At 33.5% G+C, this 20,361-nt stretch carries 19 protein-coding genes; 14 read left to right on the forward strand and 5 right to left on the reverse strand.

Annotated elements, in window-relative coordinates; all coding sequences use genetic code 11:
• The 4 genes from dnaA to MG290_RS00020 are packed head-to-tail and all read left to right on the forward strand — an operon-like array spanning nt 1 to nt 3,299.
• Nucleotides 1-1,440 (forward strand): chromosomal replication initiator protein DnaA, encoded by a 1,440-nt coding sequence (gene dnaA, locus MG290_RS00005; RefSeq protein WP_257499401.1) that lies wholly within the window; start codon nt 1-3, stop codon nt 1,438-1,440.
• On the forward strand, nt 1,440-1,898 hold the full coding sequence (locus MG290_RS00010) for a low molecular weight protein-tyrosine-phosphatase (protein WP_264561909.1): 459 nt from the start codon (nt 1,440-1,442) through the stop codon (nt 1,896-1,898). The genes dnaA and MG290_RS00010 overlap by 1 nt, the downstream gene beginning before the upstream one ends.
• 39 nt (nt 1,899-1,937) lie before the next feature.
• Nucleotides 1,938-2,576 carry a hypothetical protein gene (locus tag MG290_RS00015; RefSeq protein WP_264561910.1) on the forward strand — a complete coding sequence of 213 codons (639 nt, stop codon included), beginning with the start codon at nt 1,938-1,940 and terminating at the stop codon, nt 2,574-2,576.
• Nucleotides 2,577-2,585: 9 nt separating this feature from the next.
• On the forward strand, nt 2,586-3,299 hold the full coding sequence (locus MG290_RS00020) for an SAM-dependent methyltransferase (protein ID WP_264561911.1): 714 nt from the start codon (nt 2,586-2,588) through the stop codon (nt 3,297-3,299).
• Between the two features lie 28 nt (nt 3,300-3,327).
• Here MG290_RS00020 and MG290_RS00025 read toward each other — a convergent pair whose 3' ends face one another.
• The 3 genes from MG290_RS00025 to MG290_RS00035 are packed head-to-tail and all read right to left on the reverse strand — an operon-like array spanning nt 3,328 to nt 4,744.
• Complete coding sequence (locus MG290_RS00025; RefSeq protein WP_264561912.1) at nt 3,328-3,939, reverse strand: hypothetical protein; 612 nt, start codon at nt 3,937-3,939, stop codon at nt 3,328-3,330.
• A 57-nt stretch (nt 3,940-3,996) separates the two neighbouring features.
• A complete protein-coding gene (locus MG290_RS00030) occupies nt 3,997-4,308 on the reverse strand; it encodes a DUF6787 family protein (protein WP_257499405.1) in 312 nt (103 codons plus the stop codon).
• 34 nt (nt 4,309-4,342) lie between these two features.
• Entirely contained in the window at nt 4,343-4,744 is a 402-nt protein-coding gene (locus MG290_RS00035; RefSeq protein WP_264561913.1) for a DUF6146 family protein, read from the reverse strand.
• Between the two features lie 62 nt (nt 4,745-4,806).
• Here MG290_RS00035 and prfB point away from each other — a divergent pair.
• From prfB to MG290_RS00050, 3 genes are all read left to right on the forward strand, one after another.
• A protein-coding gene (gene prfB, locus MG290_RS00040; protein WP_264561914.1) for a peptide chain release factor 2 occupies nt 4,807-5,908 on the forward strand; the annotation gives its coding sequence in 2 pieces (ribosomal slippage) (nt 4,807-4,869 and nt 4,871-5,908; 1,101 coding nt in all).
• Between the two features lie 185 nt (nt 5,909-6,093).
• Nucleotides 6,094-6,714, forward strand: coding sequence for a hypothetical protein (locus MG290_RS00045; protein ID WP_264561915.1), 621 nt, complete (start codon nt 6,094-6,096; stop codon nt 6,712-6,714).
• A gap of 220 nt (nt 6,715-6,934) precedes the next feature.
• Complete coding sequence (locus MG290_RS00050) at nt 6,935-7,633, forward strand: DKNYY domain-containing protein (protein ID WP_264561916.1); 699 nt, start codon at nt 6,935-6,937, stop codon at nt 7,631-7,633.
• A 337-nt stretch (nt 7,634-7,970) separates the two neighbouring features.
• Here MG290_RS00050 and MG290_RS00055 read toward each other — a convergent pair whose 3' ends face one another.
• Nucleotides 7,971-10,601, reverse strand: coding sequence for a valine--tRNA ligase (locus tag MG290_RS00055; RefSeq protein ID WP_264561917.1), 2,631 nt, complete (start codon nt 10,599-10,601; stop codon nt 7,971-7,973).
• A 192-nt stretch (nt 10,602-10,793) separates the two neighbouring features.
• On the opposite strand from MG290_RS00055, the gene MG290_RS00060 reads away from it, so the two are divergent.
• The gene (locus MG290_RS00060; protein WP_257499409.1) at nt 10,794-11,183 is read left to right on the forward strand and encodes a DUF1573 domain-containing protein; all 390 of its coding nucleotides are present in this window, start codon (nt 10,794-10,796) and stop codon (nt 11,181-11,183) included.
• 202 nt (nt 11,184-11,385) lie between these two features.
• On the opposite strand, the gene mtaB is transcribed toward MG290_RS00060, so the two are convergent.
• Nucleotides 11,386-12,714: a tRNA (N(6)-L-threonylcarbamoyladenosine(37)-C(2))-methylthiotransferase MtaB gene (gene mtaB / locus MG290_RS00065; protein ID WP_264561918.1), complete on the reverse strand. Its 1,329-nt coding sequence runs from the start codon at nt 12,712-12,714 to the stop codon at nt 11,386-11,388.
• A gap of 98 nt (nt 12,715-12,812) precedes the next feature.
• Between mtaB and MG290_RS00070 the strand changes: the two genes are divergently transcribed.
• The 6 genes from MG290_RS00070 to MG290_RS00095 all read left to right on the forward strand — a co-directional run bounded on the left by MG290_RS00070 (nt 12,813) and on the right by MG290_RS00095 (nt 20,303).
• Entirely contained in the window at nt 12,813-14,408 is a 1,596-nt protein-coding gene (locus tag MG290_RS00070) for an ABC transporter substrate-binding protein (RefSeq protein WP_264561919.1), read from the forward strand.
• Nucleotides 14,409-14,425: 17 nt separating this feature from the next.
• Nucleotides 14,426-15,139: a LytR/AlgR family response regulator transcription factor gene (locus MG290_RS00075; protein WP_264561920.1), complete on the forward strand. Its 714-nt coding sequence runs from the start codon at nt 14,426-14,428 to the stop codon at nt 15,137-15,139.
• Nucleotides 15,136-17,841 carry a histidine kinase gene (locus MG290_RS00080; protein WP_264561921.1) on the forward strand — a complete coding sequence of 902 codons (2,706 nt, stop codon included), beginning with the start codon at nt 15,136-15,138 and terminating at the stop codon, nt 17,839-17,841. The genes MG290_RS00075 and MG290_RS00080 overlap by 4 nt, the downstream gene beginning before the upstream one ends.
• A gap of 427 nt (nt 17,842-18,268) precedes the next feature.
• Nucleotides 18,269-19,183 (forward strand): helix-turn-helix transcriptional regulator, encoded by a 915-nt coding sequence (locus tag MG290_RS00085; protein ID WP_264561922.1) that lies wholly within the window; start codon nt 18,269-18,271, stop codon nt 19,181-19,183.
• Nucleotides 19,184-19,380: 197 nt separating this feature from the next.
• Complete coding sequence (locus MG290_RS00090) at nt 19,381-19,605, forward strand: DUF6140 family protein (protein ID WP_264561923.1); 225 nt, start codon at nt 19,381-19,383, stop codon at nt 19,603-19,605.
• A gap of 35 nt (nt 19,606-19,640) precedes the next feature.
• Complete coding sequence (locus MG290_RS00095) at nt 19,641-20,303, forward strand: hypothetical protein (protein WP_264561924.1); 663 nt, start codon at nt 19,641-19,643, stop codon at nt 20,301-20,303.
• Nucleotides 20,304-20,361: the final 58 nt, after the last annotated feature.

Raw genomic sequence — 20,361 nt, forward strand, 5'->3', positions numbered from 1 at the left:
ATGCTTGACTATACACAAGAAACCGCAATATCTGTTTGGAATCGTTGTCTTCAATACATAAAAGACAACATTGGCGATCAGGCGTTCAAAACTTGGTTTGAACCAATTGAGGCTATTGAGTTAACAGAAAACGCTTTGTATATTCAAGTTCCTAGCAAATTCTTCTACGAATGGTTAGAAGAACATTATGTAAAGGTATTAAAATCTGCATTAACTAAGGAACTTGGTCCTAAAGCAAAGTTATTGTATAAAATTAAAATGGAAAATACTTCGGGAACCAAACAACCGTTCACCGAACAATTACCTAGTACGCAGAGAGAGCCTGTTAAAACGCAGGAGTTAGATGTTCCTGTGCAAACCAAAAACCCCGAATTAAAAAATCCGTTTGTAATTCCTGGCATACGAAATGTTAAGATTGAATCGCAGTTAAATTCTAACTACAGTTTTGATAACTTTTTGGAAGGCGAATCGAACCGTTTGGCACGAAGTGCAGGTATGGCTGTTGCCAACAAACCCGGCGGAACCGCTTTTAACCCGTTATTGATTTACGGAGGTGTTGGCTTAGGAAAAACACACTTGGCACACGCAATTGGAGTAGAAATTAAAGAGAAACATCCCGAAAAAACGGTATTATATATTTCGGCCGAAGTTTTCACGCAGCAATATGTAGATTCGGTTAGAAAACAAACCCGTAACGATTTCATTTATTTTTATCAATTAATTGATGTATTAATTGTTGATGATATCCAATTTTTATCTGGAAAATCGGGAACGCAAGATGTATTTTTCCATATTTTCAACTATCTGCATCAAAACGGAAAACAAGTTATTTTAACTTCAGACAAAGCACCCGTTGATATGCAGGATATCGAACAGCGTTTGTTATCTCGCTTTAAATGGGGACTTTCGGCAGAAATTATGCACCCCGATTTTGAAACACGTGTGAATATTTTAAAAAATATTTTATACCGCGACGGAGTGGAGATTCCAAACGATGTGGTGGAATATGTTGCAAAGCACGTTAAAACAAATGTTCGCGAATTAGAAGGTGCGATTATTTCGTTAATTGCACAATCGTCTTTCAATAAAAAAGAAGTAACGATAGAACTTGCGAAAAATGTAATTGAGAAATTCGTTAAAAATATACGAAAAGAAATTTCGATTGATTATATCCAAAAAATTGTATCCGATTATTTTGATTTAGATATAGAAACACTTTGTTCCAAATCACGCAAGCGAAACATTGTGCAAGCAAGACAATTGGCTATGTTTTTTGCAAAAAAATACACCAAATCATCATTGGCAAATATAGGTTCGCAAATAGGTGATCGCGACCATGCTACGGTTTTACACGCTTGCAAAACGGTTGATAATTTATTGGAAACCGACAAAGAGTTTAAAGTACATTTTGAAGATATCAACAAAAAATTATCTATGTAATGGCCAAAATTTTAATGGTTTGTTTAGGAAATATTTGTAGATCGCCCTTGGCAGAGGGTATTTTAAAATCAAAACTAAATTCTGATCGGTTTATAGTAGATTCTGCAGGAACAGGCGCTTGGCATTCGGGAGAATTACCCGACAAACGCTCAATTGCCGTTGCAAAAAAGTATGGTGTGGATTTAACTACCCAACGCGCAAGACAATTTACTTTAGAAGATTTTGACAACTTTGATTATATCTATGTGATGGATCAAAGCAACTATAAAAATGTGTGCCGTTTAGCTCCTACAAACGAAGCAATTAACAAGGTGCAGTTTATTTTAAACGAACTGTATCCCGACCAAAACAAAGAAGTTCCCGATCCATATTACGGTGGCGACAATGGTTTTGAGGATGTTTATAATATGCTGAACGATGCTTGCGAAAAAATAAAAATTAAACTAGAAAACGCTTAAGGGCGTTTTTTTATGTTTTTCTGGTTTGAACAGTTATTAATGAAAAAGTACTTTTCTTATAAAATAGATTTTAAATTATTAGTTCTTCTAATAATAACTTTTATTGTTTTTACAATTATAGGAACAGTTTCACATGAAAGTGGTCATTACATAGCAGCAAAATTTGTTGGATTAGATGCACTTATACATTATGCATCTACAAGCATACTAATTCCTGATGACTTTAAAGGAGTTATTACCCAATCGGATCAACTTTTATTTACTCTCGGCGGTCCTTTACAAACCATTATAACAGGAACACTTGGATTACTTCTGTTATATTTCAATCGAAAAAAAATTAGTTCCGAAAAACTAAAAACTGCTCATTGGTTTTATATTTTTCTTTCTCTTTTTTGGTTAAGACAAACTTTTAATTTTATAATTGTAGTGACAAAGTACTTTATGAATGGTCGTTATCCAAAAAAAATGGACGAGATAAAAATTGCCCGCAATTTAGATATTAATGATTTTAGTATTTTAATACCTACAGCATTCATTGGAATATTTGTAACTTTATTTATTATTTTCAAATACATTCCATACCACCAAAGATTTACTTTCATAATCTCAGGATTAATCGGAGGTAGTTTAGGTTTTTATTTATGGTTGGTGTTATTTGGAAAATTTATACTTCCTTAATTATTTTTTATGACAACATTTGGCACCTTATATTTAATTCCGGTAATGTTAGGCGATACAGCTGCAAACGAGGTTTTACCCGCAAGTGTAATGCGAGCGGTTTCGTTAATTGACGATTATGTTGTTGAAAACAGCAAAGTTGCCCGCAAGTTTATAAAAGCTATTGATTCAACTAAAGTTCAGGCTACTTTAAATTTGTTCGAACTGAACAAACATACCGATGCGAAAGAATTAAAAACGTTTATTCAGCCCTTATTGGAAGGAAAAAACATGGGATTAATGAGCGATGCAGGTTGCCCAGGCGTTGCAGATCCGGGGGCAGTGATTGTGGCAATGGCACATGAAAAAGGCATAAAAGTGGTGCCGCTTACAGGTCCATCATCCATTCTGCTTTCGTTGATGGGTTCGGGTATGAACGGGCAATCGTTTACTTTTAACGGATACCTTCCTATTGATAAATCAGATAAAAAAGCCCTATTGAAAAATTTGGAAAAATGGTCGTTTGAAAGAAATCAGTCGCAACTTTTTATTGAAACGCCTTATCGAAACAATCAATTGATGGAAGAAATGGTTCAAACATTGCATCCAAACACTTCGCTGTGCGTTGCGTGTGACTTAACCTTACCAACTGAAATTATGCTGACAAAACCTATAAGCTTCTGGAAAAAACATAAAATAGATTTGCACAAACGTCCGTGTATCTTTATTATTCACAAAAAATAATCCCAACCAAACGGCTGGGATTTTTCTATTATTTTACAAATCTAAAGCTCTCAATATTTTTCTTTATAAAATCATTTAATTCTCCTTTATTTACCACTAAAATATCTACTACTCCATTAGAGTAATGATAAACTTCATTTACCTGAATTTTCTTATCCAATGATTCTATATAAATATTATTCTCAAACAAAAGTTCCTCATAAGACTTGAAACTTCTTACTAATCCTTTTCCAAGTAAATCAATTGGGTCATCTTCGACTATATGCTTTTTGTTTCTTTTATATTTTTTTAATTTCCATTTTGTAAGTTTAGCATTCTCAAGATCACTTTTTCTTCCAGCATCAATACTAATTAATTGATCATTTTCGTAAAGAATTGTAAGATTTTTATCAAGTTGCATCCACCATTTAATTTCAATAAAAGGTAATTCAAATTGATATTTATTGTACAGAATTATTTGTTTATCTGTTATTCCCGGTATTTTTGAATCAAAGTTTATAAGGGCTTTACAATTGATTTTTTTAATAGTAAAATCATGTCCTTTCGTTATAATAGAGTTAGTTGCAATTTGTGCATTGCAATAACATAGGTTTAAAAACAAAAAGAATCTAATAAAATATCTCATCATATTATCTGGCATACAGCTATAAATATATGAATAACTAATAAAAAAATAAGCAAAAACATAAAGTTTTGCTTATTTTTTTATTCCATATAAAAATCCTAACCGCATTCGGATCAGCATCTTCTTAACAAAATTCCAGAAAAACTTGTGCTGCCCAAATAAGGTGCCTATGATAATCAATAAAACCTTGTAAACAGGCAAAATTAAAATTAACGACAACGGCCAATAGATCAACGGGTGCAAACTTTCTTTTGTAATACCAATCATTTCTAAAATAGGTCTTGTAATATAAGCCGAAGTGCTTCCGGTTATAGCAAAAACCACCAAAATTATAATAAATTGAAAATTAGAAGTTATTCCCCACTTTTCCTTTAATGATGCCATAGTGCAATTATTTCTCGTTGCAAATTTACATTATTTAATCTAATTTTAAATTATTCATCCGTTGATAATACAACAAATAATGGTACAGCATATAATTCACTTCATATCCATAATGGGTTTGGTTGTTGTAATCAATAGTATAATCAATTCCGCTGTTTGGTTGCAGTGCTTTCGCATTCCATTGCTGCACCCATCTTCGGTTTTTGTTTTCTAAATAATCTATCGAATAATGACCTTTTGGCATGCGATTAGTATTAAACCATCGCTCAAAACCGTTATCCATAATAATTACTTCATATTCTAAATCGGGATTTGAAAGGGTTACTTTTCCATTTTCAATCTTAGTTGCACTTTTGTCTGCCCCTGTTTTGGTTTGAGCCACGCAGCCCATCATTCCAAAAATTATCATATATAAATACCAATGCCGCTTTTTCATTTTTTTATTGTTTAAGATAGATGTACATTTGTTTTTATAAATCTAACAAAAATCATACAAAAATGGTTACAACAGATCAAATAAAAGGTCTTATGGATCGCCTTGGTGCGTTAAGGAGGTATCTTTGACATCGATCAGAAATTAATTGAGATACAAAACGAAGAAGAAAAAACATTTGATCCTGATTTTTGGAACAATGCCAAAGAAGCCGAAATCATTGTTAGAAATATTCGTTCAAAAAAGAAATGGGTAGAAGGCTACCAAAGTGCACAAAGCAATGCAGAAGAACTACAAGTTTTGATGGAGTTTTTTGCTGAAGGAGAAGCTTCGGAAGATGACGTTCAAAAACAATATGAAGCAACACTAGCGATTGTTGAAGATTTAGAGTTTAGAAACATGCTTTCAGACGAGGGCGACAGTATGAGTGCGGTTTTGCAAATTACTGCCGGTGCTGGTGGAACCGAAAGTTGTGATTGGGCTGCCATGCTTATGCGAATGTATTTAATGTGGGGCGAAAAAAACGGTTACAAAATTAAAGAACTGAATTTTCAAGAAGGTGATGTGGCTGGAATAAAAACAGTTACCTTAGAGTTTGAAGGCGAATTTTCGTTTGGTTACTTAAAAGGTGAAAACGGCGTGCATCGTTTGGTTCGAATTTCTCCGTTTGATAGCAATGCAAAGCGCCACACCTCATTTGCGTCGGTATATGTGTATCCTTTGGCAGATGATACCATTGAAATTGAAATCAATCCGTCTGATATTTCGTGGGAAACCATGCGATCATCGGGTGCAGGCGGGCAAAACGTAAATAAGGTTGAAACAGCCGTGCGTTTGCGCCACCACCCAACGGGAATTATTATCGAGAATTCGGAAACACGATCGCAGCTCGACAATAAAACCAAAGCCATGCAGTTGCTTAAATCACAATTGTACGAAATGGAGTTAAAGAAACGTCAGGCGAAGCGCGATGAAATCGAAGCAAACAAAATGAAAATTGAATGGGGTTCGCAAATCAGGAATTATGTGATGCATCCATACAAATTGGTAAAAGATGTGCGCACACAACTTGAAACCAGCGATGTGGACAATGTAATGAACGGCGGAATTGATCCATTCCTAAAAGCTTATTTAATGATGATGGGGCAAAAAGAAAATGAATCTTAACAACGACTCATAAGCTATTGTAAACTAACATCCTCTTAAAGATTTGTAAGATTTTTTTATTATATTAGAAAAACACTAATTTATAGCGCATATACAGCCAAAATTGGCTAGATTGACGTTGTAATGTTGCGGATGCAAATGAGTTGGTGACTATAATAGAAAACCCCCACGACACATAAAGACTAATGACAAGAAATCAGTGGAAAGCTATAATCGTAATAAACGTACTGACAATTTTTTTGGTGCTTTCACCTTTTTTGCCAGGACCGAGCTTTTTAAGTAGACCGACAAACCTAATTTTCAGCTTAGCACAACTAGGTAGCATTTTCGGGCTTTTACTAATACCTATTGGACTAGTTTGGACATTTAACCAAATGAAAAAACAAGACAAAAAAGTTTTCCCTGTATTACTTTGGACAGTTCCTCTATTTGCTTTTGTTTTCTCTATTTGGGGTTCAGGACTTGCAAGAGAATTAAGTAGGACAGTTGCAATTAATAATGCCGATAAATTAATATTGGCTATTGAGATATTCAAGCAAAAGAATGGCTTCTATCCAAAAAAAATCAATCAATTAGAACCAGAATTTCTAAAAAGTATTCCAAAGCCTTGGGTAATGGGAATTTCAGCATACGACTACGAGAAGAAATCAGACAACTATAATTTGACATTTACCCAAAACGTGATTATCGGGTTTAATTTTGAAGTTGTTGTTTACGACCCGACAGAAAAACACAAAGCAGAAAGAGAACTGACAACTTTATATGAAACAGGTAAAGACAAGTGGAAATACTATTTTTATGACTGAAAGTAAAAGTTAATTTAAATTGACACTAAAAAACTACGGCTACAAGGTTTTTGTGTCAGGCGGGCTGAAGTGCTAAATTCAGGTTTTGTACTTCTATGAAAATTGATATATTAGCTAAACGGTTCGGATCCGAAAGCCCTTCAGAACGCTAAGCCCAAAAACGTCAGACTGTGAAAAAACTGCACTGTCTGACGTTGGGGGCAATATTAACAACACGACAATGAAACGACATTTTTTAATATGGTTGATAGTTTTAAATACCTTGACAAGTTGCAATGGACAGACAACAAAGTATTTTGAACCTACTGATATAAACGATAGGACAAAAGAGTTCATTTCAAAAGGTAAATGGATTTCTCTTGCAGACAAAGAACGAATTGATGGTTACACACGTATTGGAGACTCTATTTTTGGGGGTGAAATAGCTTGTAATATTAAGCCATTACAAAACATTGACATTGTAACATTCAAGGTATTACCAGGAACTCAATATGCTAAAGACAAAAACTACGTTTACTATCCATTGGTAATACCTTGCGATGACTATACAGACTGCGGTGTTTGTTATTATAGCAAAGTAATTATTGAAGGTGCAAACCCGACAAGTTTTCGTTATTTAGGCAAAGATTATGCAACAGATGGTAAATATGTTTTTTTTCGTGGAAAACTATTACAAGCTGCAGACGGTGCAACTTTTAATGTAATTGAAGGACCAGAATTCTTTTTCTTTGCAACTGACAAAAACAATGTTTACAAACACGATAAGGTATTTCCAAATGCTGACCCAAAAACATTTTTTTATAATAATTCAGACCCGAGAAACAAAGAATCTGACTATGACAAAAGATTTATCATTAGTGACAAAGACAATACATGGGAATACATACCACCACACCAGATAAAAAAGATAAAAAAATGAAAAATACTACCACCAAAACGGGTAACTGCCACACAACTCCTTTTTTTAAAATAGTTCTAAAAACATAAAAAATAAGCCTCGTTTAAGTACGTTTAAGCGAGGTTTATTTTTTAGCTAGCAATTGAAACTCTAAAATTTGAATAGTTTACCATTGTGTTTTTGAAGGCTGAAAAGGCGCTTTTCTTAACAAACTTAAGCAAATTAGTGTAGTTGAATCATGTTTCTTTAAAACTATTTGAACACATTCTAGCAAATGCATCATTTTTGAAATTATTTCTATAAAAATACCCCAAATAGTGTTTAACTTTTTGGGGCATATTCATAAAGCTGAATTTTTTTATTGCAATGTTGCCAAACTTTGTTCTAAAGTAGCAATTTTGGCTAAAGCATCTGCTTCTTTTTTACGCTCATTTGCAATTACTTGCTCTGGTGCGCCCGAAACAAATTTTTCGTTTGACAATTTTGCTTGAACTGATCGTAAAAATCCTTGTAAATACGTCAATTCTTCTTCTATTTTTTTTACTTCTTCATCGATATTAACCGTTCCTGAAACAGGAATAAAATATTCGTTTGAATGTACACGGTATGATAAAGCACCAGAAACTGATTCGTTTACATATTCTAAAGCCGAGACGTTTCCTAATTTCTTAATAACTTCATCAAAAGCTTTAGAAGTATTTTCTTTATTTATTACTTTTAATTCAATGGCTTCTTTAAACGAAATATTTTTGTTTTTGCGAATGGTTCTTATACCTGAAATCACATCCACAGCAAAATCAAAATCATTGATTAATTTTTCGTTAAATGTTTTTATAGTTGGCCATTCTGAAACAATTAAAGCTTGTTCAGGTGTTCTTTCTGTAATGTGTTGCCAAATTTCTTCGGTTAAGAAAGGCATAAACGGATGCAACAATTTTAGATTTGCTTCTAACATTTCAATTGCTTTGTGGAATGTTTGGCGATCAATTGGTTGTTGGTATCCAGGTTTTATCATTTCTAAAAACCATGAACAAAAATCGTCCCAAACCAATTTGTAAATAGCCATTAAAGCATCTGAAATTCTGTATTTTTCAAAATTATCTTCAATCTCTAATAAAGTTTTTTGCAATTTTGCTTCATACCAATCAATAGCTATTTTAGACGATTGTGGTTGTTCTAAATCGGCAACTTCCCAACCTTTTATCAGTCGGAACGCGTTCCAAATTTTATTTGCAAACCCTTTTCCTTGATTACACAATTCTTCATCAAACAAAATATCGTTTCCTGCGGAAGAACTTAGCAATAATCCCACACGAACACCATCGGCACCAAATTTTTCAATTAATCCAAGAGGATCAGGAGAGTTTCCTAGCGATTTAGACATTTTTCTGCCTTGTTTGTCGCGAACCAATCCTGTTAAATACACATTCGAAAATGGTTTTTCTCCCGTATATTCGTATCCTGCAATAATCATACGTGCCACCCAAAAGAATAAAATATCGGGGCCAGTTACCAAATCGTTGGTAGGGTAATAGTACTTAAATTCTTCGTTTTCTGGATCCATCATACCACCAAAAACCGAAATAGGCCATAACCACGACGAAAACCATGTATCCAACGCGTCCGGATCTTGCTTTAAATGTTGAGTTGTTAACTGCGGATTATTGGTTTTTTCTTTGGCTAATACCAAAGCATCTTCTATATTTTCGGCAACAACAAAATCCTCTTTTCCGTCGCCATAATAATAAGCAGGAATTTGCTGTCCCCACCATAACTGGCGCGAAATATTCCAGTCGCGGATATTGTTTAACCAATGCGCATAAGTATTGTTGAAGCGAGAAGGATATAATTTTACTTCTTCTGACTCTAAAACAGCTTTTATGGCTGGCTTCACCAACTCGTCCATTTTCAAAAACCATTGATCGGACAATCGGGGTTCTATTACGGCTTTGGTTCGCTCGGATGTGCCTACATTATTAATATGTGTTTCTACTTTTTCCAATGCGCCAATGGTTGCTAATTCTTTCTCGATTTCCTTACGAACTTCAAAGCGGTCTTTTCCTTCGTAATGTAATCCAAATGAGTTTAAAGTAGCGTCTTCATTAAATATATCAATAATTTCCAATCCATGTTTATCACCCAATGCTTTATCGTTCACATCGTGTGCAGGGGTTACTTTTAAACAACCTGTTCCAAATTCCCTGTCCACATACTCATCGAAAATGATGGGAATTACACGATTGCAAATAGGCACAATGGCTTTTTTTCCTTTTAGGTGAAAATAACGCTCGTCTTCTGGATGGATGCAAATCGCTGTATCTCCTAAAATGGTTTCAGGCCTTGTGGTGGCAATGATTACAAATTCATTAGAGCCTTCGATTTGATATTTTAAATGATACAATTTACCTTGGCGTTCTTCATAAATCACTTCTTCGTCAGACAAGGTTGTTTTTGCTTCAGGATCCCAATTCACCATGCGATATCCGCGGTAAATCATTCCTTTATTATATAGATCAACAAATGATCGAATGACAGAAGCTGACATATCTTCATCCATTGTAAATTTGGTTCTATCCCAATCGCATGAACACCCTAATTGTTTGAGTTGTTCTAAAATAGTACCACCGTATTTTTCGGTCCAATCAAATGCGTGTTTTAAAAACTCTTCACGAGTTAAATCTGACTTATTGATGCCTTCTGCTTTTAGCTTAGCTACAACTTTTGCTTCAGTTGCGATAGAAGCATGATCGGTTCCGGGTACCCAACAAGCGTTGAATCCCTTTAAACGAGCGCGGCGAATTAATACATCTTGAATGGTATTGTTCAGCATGTGCCCCATGTGCAAAACCCCAGTTACGTTTGGTGGAGGAATTACTATGGAATAAGGAATTCTATGATCAGGAGTTGATTTAAAATATTGGTTCTGCATCCAGTATGCATACCATTTTTTTTCAACTTGTTGTGCATCAAATTGTGCTGGAATCATCATATAATATTATTTAAATCGTGTTTTATACAACAAAAATACAATAATCTTTAAATAAAATATTACTTAAAGTTTTTTTTGTTAAGTTTGGCATACGTTTTGAAATACATGTTAATGAAATGCAAAAAATAATTATAAATATTTGGATTTCACTTGAAACTAATTAAATTTACATAATTAAAATTATTTAAAACAATGAAAAAATTTTTAGGAATAGTAGCGATGACATTGGTTGGAGCTGCTTCATACGCACAAACTGGTCCAAAAATTGAGTTTAAGGCTGAGAACAATACCATTGATTATGGTACGGTTGTTAAAGGTGTTGACACTGGTGTAAGAACTTTTGAGTTTACAAATACTGGTGATGAGCCTTTGGTTATTACCAACGTACGTTCATCATGTGGTTGTACTGTGCCTTCTAAGCCAGAAGCGCCAATTATGCCTGGAAAATCAGATAAAATTGAGGTGAAATACAACATGAATCCAGGTACGATTTCTAAAACAATTACTGTTGAATCAAATGCTAAAAACGTGGAAGGTGGAACAGTTGCTTTATTTATTAAAGGTAAAGTTGTTGAAAGCTAAAAAACGAATTACACATAAAAAAAGCTGCTTTGGTTAAAAAAGCAGCTTTTTTTATGTAAACTTTCTACTAAATTTCTGATTTTGCGAGTAGTGCTTTGCAGAGGAGTTTTGCCTTGATCTCGCTATTTTTTTTAAGTAATTGATATTTAATTACTTTTTTTTTAAATCAAATAGAATTTAATAAACCCCTAAATAAGTGGAATTACACCATCGCTTCTACAAAATCAAATCGAACCAAACCGTCTTCATCAATTTTTGTAAGGGTAATATCGTGAAGGGTGTTTACTAGTTCTGGATTCCAAGGTGTTTTTACTTTTACGTAATTTTCGGTAAACCCGTGAATGTATCCTTCTTTATTTTCGCTTTCAAAAAGTACAGTATGATTTGTATGCAATTGTTTTTCATAAAACGCACGACGTTTTTTAACCGATAACCCACGTAACATTTTGCTGCGTTTTGCACGAACATTTGCCGGCACAACTCCATCAAAACTAATAGCTTCGGTGTTATCACGTTCAGAATAGGTGAAAACGTGTAAATACGAAATGTCTAAATCACTTAAGAAATTATAAGTTTCTAAAAACAACGCATCGGTTTCGCCGGGAAATCCAACTATAACATCAACCCCAATACAAGCATTTGGCATCACTTCGCGAATTTTAGCTACACGTTCTGCATACAATTCCCGCAAATATCGGCGTTTCATTTTCTTTAAAATAGTATTAGAACCCGATTGCAACGGAATGTGAAAATGCGGTACAAAGGTTTTGCTTTTTGATACAAATTCAATGGTTTCGTTCTTTAAAAGATTAGGTTCGATAGATGAAATACGCAAACGCTCTATTCCTTCAACTGTATCTAAAGCCTGAACCAAGTCTAAAAAAGTGTGTTCGTGTTTTTTGTTGCCAAATTCGCCTTTGCCATAATCGCCTACATTTACGCCCGTCAGCACAATTTCTTTAATGCCTTTTTGAGAAATTTCATGTGCATTTTTTAGTACATTTTCCATGGTATCAGAACGAGAAATTCCGCGTGCCAATGGAATGGTGCAATAGGTACATTTGTAATCGCAACCGTCTTGAACCTTTAAAAACGCTCGGGTTCTATCGCCAATAGAGTAACTTCCCACATAAAAATCGGCTTCTTCAATCTCGCACGAGTGAATTTCGCCCATATCGTTTTTAGAAAGATCGTTTATATAATCGGTAATTTTAAACTTTTCAGTGGCTCCTAAAACCAAATCCACACCATCAACAGCAGCTAATTCTTCTGGTTTTAATTGCGCATAACAACCAACAGCTGCAACAAAGGCTTTGTCATTTGCTTTTAAAGCTTTTTTTACAATTTGTTTGAATTGTTTATCGGCATTTTCGGTTACAGAACAAGTGTTAATCACATAAATATCGGCAACTTCTTCAAAATCAACCCTGTCAAATCCTTCATCGTTAAAACTGCGGGCAATGGTTGATGTTTCCGAGAAATTCAGTTTACACCCTAACGTATAAAACGCTACTTTTTTTCTGTTTTCCATAATCATATCTACAAGTAGTGTAAAAAATCAATTATCTTTACTAACTATTTAGGAAATGCAGTTAGCAATTTGCAAATTTACAAACAAATTTTGGTTTGATGAAATATCTGGGAAACTACCTTTTTTTAATTTTAAGTGTTTTATTATTAGATAGTTGTGCTAAAAAAAAGCAACTGTTTACAGAGAACGATGTGTTTCGATACAATGAAAGTGCAAACATTCAAACATTAGACCCAGCTTTTGCTAGAAACATGGCAATTATTTGGCCTTGCACGCAATTGTTTAATGGTTTGGTTCAGTTAGATGATTCTTTGCACGTACAGCCTGATATTGCTAAAAGTTGGAACATTTCAAATGATGGTTTACATTACGAATTTCTTCTTCGAGACGATGTGTATTTTCACAAGCATAAAAATTTTGGGAAAGACAGTACCAGAGTGGTTACTGCACACGATTTTGAATACAGTTTTAACCGAGTTTTGAGCGAAGATTTGGCATCGCCGGGAACATGGGTTTTTCAGCATGTGAACAGTTATAAAGCCGTGAATGATTCGGTTTTTACAATTGATTTAAAAAATCCGTTTCCAGCATTTTTGAGTTTGCTTTCCATGAAATATGCTTCGGTTGTTCCTAAAGAAATCACCGAAGATCAATCCATTGATTTTAGATCGAACCCGATTGGTACTGGGCCTTTTCAGTTTAAAATTTGGGAAGAAAATGTGAAGTTGGTTTTGCGGAAAAATCCAAATTACCACGAAAAAGATGCAACGGGAAAAAGATTGCCTTATTTAGAAAGCATCGCTATTTCTTTTTTACCTGATAAACAGAGCGGGTTTATGCAATTTCTTCAGGGAAAAATCGATATGATTTCGGGTTTGGATCCATCGTATAAAGATGAATTATTACAGCCAACAGGAAGTCTTCAAGAAAAATACAAAGGCAAAATAAAAATGCTTACAGGTCCTTATTTGAACACCGAATATTTGGGTTTTAATATGAATGATCCATTGATGAGCGATATTCGAATTCGTAAGGCTTTGAACCATGGTTTCGATAGAACCAAACTAGTTGCTTATCTGCGAAACGGAATGGGCGATGGAAAGGTAAACGGAATGATTCCAAACGGATTACTAGGATTTCAACCGGCAAAAGATCCTTTATATAATCCAACAAAAGCAAAACAACTGATTGATCAGGTTAAAAAAGATAAAAAATCAACGGTTGAAATTACTTTAAGCACCAACAACACCTATTTGGATATTGCTGAATATTTGCAGCGCGAATGGGAAAAATTAGGTATTAAAGTAAAAATTGATGTAATGCCACCAAGCACGCTTCGCCAAGCAATTGCTACGAACAAATTGGCATTTTTTAGAGGAAGCTGGATTGCCGATTATCCCGATGCAGAGAATTATCTTTCGTTATTTTACAGTAAAAACTTCACGCCAAACGGACCTAATTACACCCATTTTAAAAATACTACTTTCGATAATTTCTATGAGCAAGCATTAAATACGGTAGATGATGAAAAACGTACTGAATTGTATCAAAAAATGAACGAAATGATTGCAAATGAAGTGCCGGTAATTGTGCTGTTTTATGATAAAGTGGCACGTTTTACGCAGAAAAACGTGCATAATTTACAGCCAAATGCCATGAACGGTTTGAATTTGAAATATGTGAAAAAGTATTGATTTGATAAAAAAACTTTATGAACAACTTGGTTTTAGTAATTATCGATGATGAACCTAAAGCGCGCGAAGTTTTAAAAGGCTACATTTGTATGCTGTTTCCAAACAACCGTTTCGAAATGATTTTGTGCAATTCTGTAAAAGAAGGCGTTTTGGCAATAGAAAATTATTTGCCCGATTTGGTTTTTTTAGATATTGAAATGCCTGAAGCTAATGGTTTTGAATTGTTTAATAAGGTAAATAAAGATAGTTTTGAGGTTGTTTTTGTAACGGCTTATTCACAGTTTTTAGACAAATCGGTCAACGAAATTGGTTGTTTTGGATATTTACAAAAACCATTAGAACGTGAAAAACTATTGAAAATATTTGAACGCTATCAAGCAAAAAACACAAACAAAAAATATTTAAAATTAGTCAATGCTTCGCAAGGTAAACGAATACTGATAAAGTTAGAAGATGTTACCTTTTGCAGAGCCGATGATAATTACTGCGAAATTTTTTTAAAAAATGATAAAACCAAACATATTTTAAGCAGAACGTTGGGCGATTTGGAAAAGAAACTTCCACAGCAGTTGTTTCAGCGTGTACACCGTTCGTACATGGTAAATATGGACCATGTTTCTTATTTTGAAAAAGATAAAAATCTGTTGGTCATCAATCAAAATGGTATGGCAACACAGAAAATTCCAGTTTCTGCAAAGTATAAAGAAGCAATCAGAAAAATGTTTTTATGAAGATTTTAATTACTTTCTGTATTTTTCTTTGTACACAATTTGTTCAGGCACAATTTATTGATACCAAACTTAAAAATGTAAACAATGGTTTGATTTCTAATAACATTCAGGCAGGATTTGTTGATACAGACGCAAATTTGTGGTTGGGCTCGCGTGCAGGATTGGTTTTAAGAAGCGGAACTTCTTTTAAAAATGTACCCGAAGCCGCAAAGTATAAATTCAATAATGTTTTTGATTTTTGTCAAGATACCGAAAAGGGTATGTGGGTTGCCGGTTTTGGTCAGGGAATTTTATATTTCAACAATAAAACTAGTCGATTGATTAATATAAAAAGTGGCTTGATTAATGATCACGTTCGAACACTTTTTTATCATAATAACAAAGTTTACGCAGGTACATCAAACGGAGTTTCCATTATATCGTCAAAAGATTTTTCCGTAAAAAATCCCGATTTTGAACAACATCCAGATTACTTTTTTAATGTTACCAGTTTTTTTGCAATAAACAATAATGTGTATGCAACGGTTTTAAACGATGGTATTTTTTTAGTTACCCCACAAAAATTAATTCAAGTTTCTACTCTAAAAAAAGCATTTTCAAGTTTTGTATTTAACAATCGTCTTTTTATTGGTACACAAAACAATTTGTTTGAGTTAGATGCTCTCACTTTTGAAAAAATGTGTACGTTTAATGTAAGCAGTGTGCACAAGTTTTTGTTGGTTAACAAACAAATGTATTTGATTTCGTCTGGTATTGTTGAAAATAAAGGCGGTATTTTTAAGTTTGAAAACAATGATTTTATCGATATAACTACCGAGTTTCATATTCCCTTTACCGATTTTAAAAGTATTGCTTTCGATAGACAAAATCAGCTTTTATATCTTGGCACACAGAACAATGGATTGGCAGAAATAAACTTGTATGCGCCGGTTTACCATCAGAAAAATCTTAAAGAAGTAGCTGTAATTGCGGTTGATGATCAAAAAGAGTATGTTTTTCACAACAATGGTTTTTCGATTTATCAAAATTCAATCGAAATAAAACATCTTTCGAAAAAAGCATTTAAAAACTTTCAACAGCAAAATCCTTCAAAATACAGTAAACAAGCGGTTATTCAAAATCATTTTTACCCGATTGATTACAGCACAACCACCGAAAAAATTATTTTTTACAGTTCGCAAATTCATAAAAACAATTTGTGGGTGAATACCAACATAGGTATTTTTAAACTTACGTTGAACGGAGAAATTACAAACTATTATCCTGTTCACGTTTACTATTTCACCTTTTTTCATAACAATTTAATTGCAGCAGTGCCTTATGCTGGAGTACGAATTTTTACGGATATCGATCAATTCAACTACGATTATTTTCACGATTGGAAAAACCCCAATGTTCCTGCCGAAATTGTATCGATAGCACAAACAGAAAAGGCTGTTTATTTTGCATCGGCATTAAGTGGTTTATACGAATATAAAAACGGAAAATTTCGTTCATTTTTGTTTGATAAATCGTTTACCGAACCTAAAATAAAGCGTATTTGCACTACAAAAACAGGAGATTTAGTTGTTGTAACCGATTATAACGATGTGTATATTTTAGATGTATCGCAAGCCAAATTAAAAATAAAAAAGCAGATTTCATACCCAAAAATTAAGGGCAGCACTACCAATTTTGTGCATGAAATAAACGGCGTATTGTATATAGGTACCAATTTAGGGTTGAACGTTTTTAAAGAAAACACTTACTTTTTTATTGATAAAGCGCAAGGATTTACCAACTACAATAGCTTATGCGCTACAGATGACAGTAAGCGTTTATTAGTAGGAACAGAAGAAGGCTACTTTGTACTAAATAATGATTACTTCGTGCAAAAAAGAGCATTTGCTAATACGCTTTCTATTACCGATTTGTTTGTGAATAACAACAAAATTTCTAATGAAGAATATGGTAATAATCAGATAATATTGCCTTTTAACGAAAATAACCTTCGTTTACATTTTCAGGTAAACAATGCAAAGTATCCCGATAAATTACAATTCAAATTCCGTTTAAAACCATCTGAACTTTGGCAGGAATTAACAACAGAAAATCATTTGATTTTAAATTATCTAAATGCTGGAGAATATTCAATTGAATTACAAATTTACAACGAAGACACGGGAACCGTTTCCATCCAAAAACTCATTAACATTACCATTAAACCACCGTTTTACTATACTTGGTGGTTTTTAACAGCGTGTATTTTGTTGATTTCAGGTTTAACGTATGCTGCATACAGAATTCGCATAAATTATTTAAATCAGAAACAAAAACAGAAATTGGCAGTTATAGAATTGCAGAATCAACAGGAAAAAAAAGAACTTATATTTGATAAACAATTGGCAGATGTGAAATTGCAGGCGCTAAAAAGCCAGATGAATTCTCATTTTTTGTTCAATGTGTTAAGTTCCATTCAGTATTATATTATTTGTAAAGATGTTGATAATGCTTTGTATTATTTAGAACGATTTTCTGCTTTGGTGCGAACCACTTTAGAATATTCCGATAAAAAAGACATAGCCATTTATGATGAAATTGCATACTTGAAACAATATATCGAGATTGAAAATCTACGAGCAGAACATGCAATTGTTTTAACCGAAAATATTGCCGAAGATATAGACGTTACGCAAATTAAAATTGTTCCACTATTACTGTAGCCCTTCATAGAAAATGCCATTGCGCATGCTTTTCCGCCATCGATCACAAATCCACAGATCGAACTTAAAATCGAAAAAGAAGAGCAATCAATAAAAATTACAATCACAGACAACGGAATAGGTTATCAGCAAAAAACAACGACACATCAATCAAAAGGAATTTCTATTGTGCAAACCCGATTGGATCTTACCCAGAAAAAACTTCAAAAACCTATACAAATCAATACTTCCAACAAAGGTACACATGTAATTATTTATTTGTAGCACTTAAAAAAACTTCATTCACTCAAAAAAAACGAGTGTTCACCCATTTATCAACTTAATGTTACTTTTTTACAAATAGATTTACAAAAAATCTTAAAAAAACATAAAAGCACTGACACGTTTTGGCAGTGAACAAATATATGTTTGTAGCATTAATAATAGAATGAAGCAAAAATCGCCCTACATACGGTATTATTATTTAGTGAAATGGATTGCAGAAAAGCACTATCCGTCAATGAACGATTTAATAAAACTGTTTGAAGACAAAGAAATATTTATTACCGACCGTACTTTTTACCGCGACCGTAAGGCATTGATTAACAACTATAACATACCCATTGAGCATTGTAAAATAAACAAAGGGTATTTTATTGACGATGAAAACGATGCACACCACGAAACCAATCGGTTTTTACAACTAATGCAAGAAATGATTACAGCAAATTCGGTAAGCGCATTTTTTTCAGATAACACCAAATACCTTACGTATTTAGAGTTTGAAAACGAGCCAAGTTCTATGTTTCACAATGTTTTTGAAGACGTACTTACAGCCACACAAAAAAAGCAAAAAATCAAGTTCAAATATCAATCGTTTGTAAAAACCGATTCGCAATTATACGAAGTAAAGCCCTTGTTTTTAAAGCAATATCAAAACCGCTGGTACCTTATTGCCGAACACAACAAAGCCTATAAAGCTTTTGCATTAGAGCGAATGGAACATTTAGAAGCAACCAATAAAAAATTTAAAGCCGATGCAGATACGGTAAAGCAACATTTTCGAAATGTGGTAGGGTTAACCAATAGCGAAAAACAAGCAATAGAAAAAGTTGTATTGCGTTTTCACAGCAGCCAAAAAAACTATGTAAAATCGGTGCCCATTTACAAACAGCAACAAGAAATTACCGATAACGCTCATGAATATACCATTGCGTTGTATGTAAAACCAAATTTCGAGCTAAAACAACAAGTGCTAAAATACGGCGCATTGGTAGAAGTGTTGCAACCACAAGCCTTACGCCAAGAACTAAAAGAAGAGTACCAAAAAGCATGGAAGCTGTATAAAGAAAATAGAAAATAGAGAATAGATAATAGAAAATAGAAAATAGATTAGAATAAAGAAAATAGACACAATTGTTAGTCGTATCGAGCGAAGTCGAGATATCTAAACATCTTCTCCAAAATTCCCCCTTTGAAGGGGGACTAAGGGGGATGTAAAAAACAAATAAACGAATACACACATAAACAATTACACAAACAAACACATAAACAAAAACCATGGCACTATACAAAGCAACTATTACAAAAACCGAACGTCTGCCAGACGGCAGTATTATAGAAAAAGGCATGACGGTACAATACAGTCACATAAACTTTCCGTGGGACGGCAACGGACTAGGAACCGAAGCTATAAACAACGCTTTTTTGCGTGTGTATGGCATTAATTTAAAAACAAACCACGCGTTAAGTCCCGGGTTTGTTAATGTTGAAAAGGTTGAGTAAAGAATATTAATAACTACATTTAAAAATATAAAAAGATGAATTTAATTACGATTGTTAATGCTGTTGCTCCGAAATATGAGTCAATCATTAAAGAAGTTCAAGAATTAAAGCAAAGTAATCCTAACTCTTCCAGAGAAGAACTAGCTAATATTTATGGTGATAGAATTAAAAAGAAGTATACCTCTGTAGGTGTTGCTTCGGCATTACCAAGTGTTATTCCTGGTATCGGAACTGCAGTTCAAATCGGAACTGAAATTACAACATTATCTGGTGATTTGGCGTTAATGTTACGTTGGATGGCAGCAAATTGTTATGGTATAGCCTTAATATATGGAAAAAATATTGAGAATGAGTTTAATGATGAGTTTATTAGAATATTAGGTATATGGTGTGGTGTTCTTATTCCTATTAAAGCAGGAGCTGTTAAAATAGGTACTAAAGTAGCAATTGTACAATTTAATAAACAAGTTTCGGGCAAGATATTACAAAAAATAAATCAAAAAGTAGGCACAACAATTCTAACAAAATATGGAACTAAAAGAGGAGGTATAGCTATAGGAAAATTAATTCCATTTGGGGTTGGAGCAGCGATTAGTGGTGGATTTAATTATTTTACTATGTCTGGTTTTAAAAAAGCGGCAATTAAATATTATCATAGTAAAGATAAAGTGGAGTATACATTTTATGAAGAGGTTTGAAATATATAATGGAAACAAGACATAATAAAATAATAAAAAAGATTAGGTAGAAATACAT

This window comes from Flavobacterium sp. CBA20B-1 (assembly GCF_028473145.1).
Classification (GTDB): domain Bacteria; phylum Bacteroidota; class Bacteroidia; order Flavobacteriales; family Flavobacteriaceae; genus Flavobacterium.

Excerpts from the sequence above, each read along its gene's own strand:
- dnaA (WP_257499401.1), top strand. The coding sequence starts at position 1 with ATGCTTGACTATACACAAGAAACCGCAATATCTGTTTGGAATCGTTGT.
- MG290_RS00070 (WP_264561919.1), top strand. The coding sequence starts at position 12,813 with ATGAAATATCTGGGAAACTACCTTTTTTTAATTTTAAGTGTTTTATTA.
- MG290_RS00075 (WP_264561920.1), top strand. The coding sequence starts at position 14,426 with ATGAACAACTTGGTTTTAGTAATTATCGATGATGAACCTAAAGCGCGC.
- MG290_RS00010 (WP_264561909.1), top strand. The coding sequence starts at position 1,440 with ATGGCCAAAATTTTAATGGTTTGTTTAGGAAATATTTGTAGATCGCCC.
- MG290_RS00035 (WP_264561913.1), bottom strand. The coding sequence starts at position 4,744 with ATGAAAAAGCGGCATTGGTATTTATATATGATAATTTTTGGAATGATG.
- MG290_RS00085 (WP_264561922.1), top strand. The coding sequence starts at position 18,269 with ATGAAGCAAAAATCGCCCTACATACGGTATTATTATTTAGTGAAATGG.
- MG290_RS00050 (WP_264561916.1), top strand. The coding sequence starts at position 6,935 with ATGAAACGACATTTTTTAATATGGTTGATAGTTTTAAATACCTTGACA.
- MG290_RS00060 (WP_257499409.1), top strand. The coding sequence starts at position 10,794 with ATGAAAAAATTTTTAGGAATAGTAGCGATGACATTGGTTGGAGCTGCT.
- MG290_RS00030 (WP_257499405.1), bottom strand. The coding sequence starts at position 4,308 with ATGGCATCATTAAAGGAAAAGTGGGGAATAACTTCTAATTTTCAATTT.
- MG290_RS00025 (WP_264561912.1), bottom strand. The coding sequence starts at position 3,939 with ATGCCAGATAATATGATGAGATATTTTATTAGATTCTTTTTGTTTTTA.
- mtaB (WP_264561918.1), bottom strand. The coding sequence starts at position 12,714 with ATGGAAAACAGAAAAAAAGTAGCGTTTTATACGTTAGGGTGTAAACTG.
- MG290_RS00045 (WP_264561915.1), top strand. The coding sequence starts at position 6,094 with ATGACAAGAAATCAGTGGAAAGCTATAATCGTAATAAACGTACTGACA.
- MG290_RS00020 (WP_264561911.1), top strand. The coding sequence starts at position 2,586 with ATGACAACATTTGGCACCTTATATTTAATTCCGGTAATGTTAGGCGAT.
- MG290_RS00015 (WP_264561910.1), top strand. The coding sequence starts at position 1,938 with ATGAAAAAGTACTTTTCTTATAAAATAGATTTTAAATTATTAGTTCTT.
- MG290_RS00055 (WP_264561917.1), bottom strand. The coding sequence starts at position 10,601 with ATGATGATTCCAGCACAATTTGATGCACAACAAGTTGAAAAAAAATGG.
- MG290_RS00080 (WP_264561921.1), top strand. The coding sequence starts at position 15,136 with ATGAAGATTTTAATTACTTTCTGTATTTTTCTTTGTACACAATTTGTT.
- MG290_RS00090 (WP_264561923.1), top strand. The coding sequence starts at position 19,381 with ATGGCACTATACAAAGCAACTATTACAAAAACCGAACGTCTGCCAGAC.
- MG290_RS00095 (WP_264561924.1), top strand. The coding sequence starts at position 19,641 with ATGAATTTAATTACGATTGTTAATGCTGTTGCTCCGAAATATGAGTCA.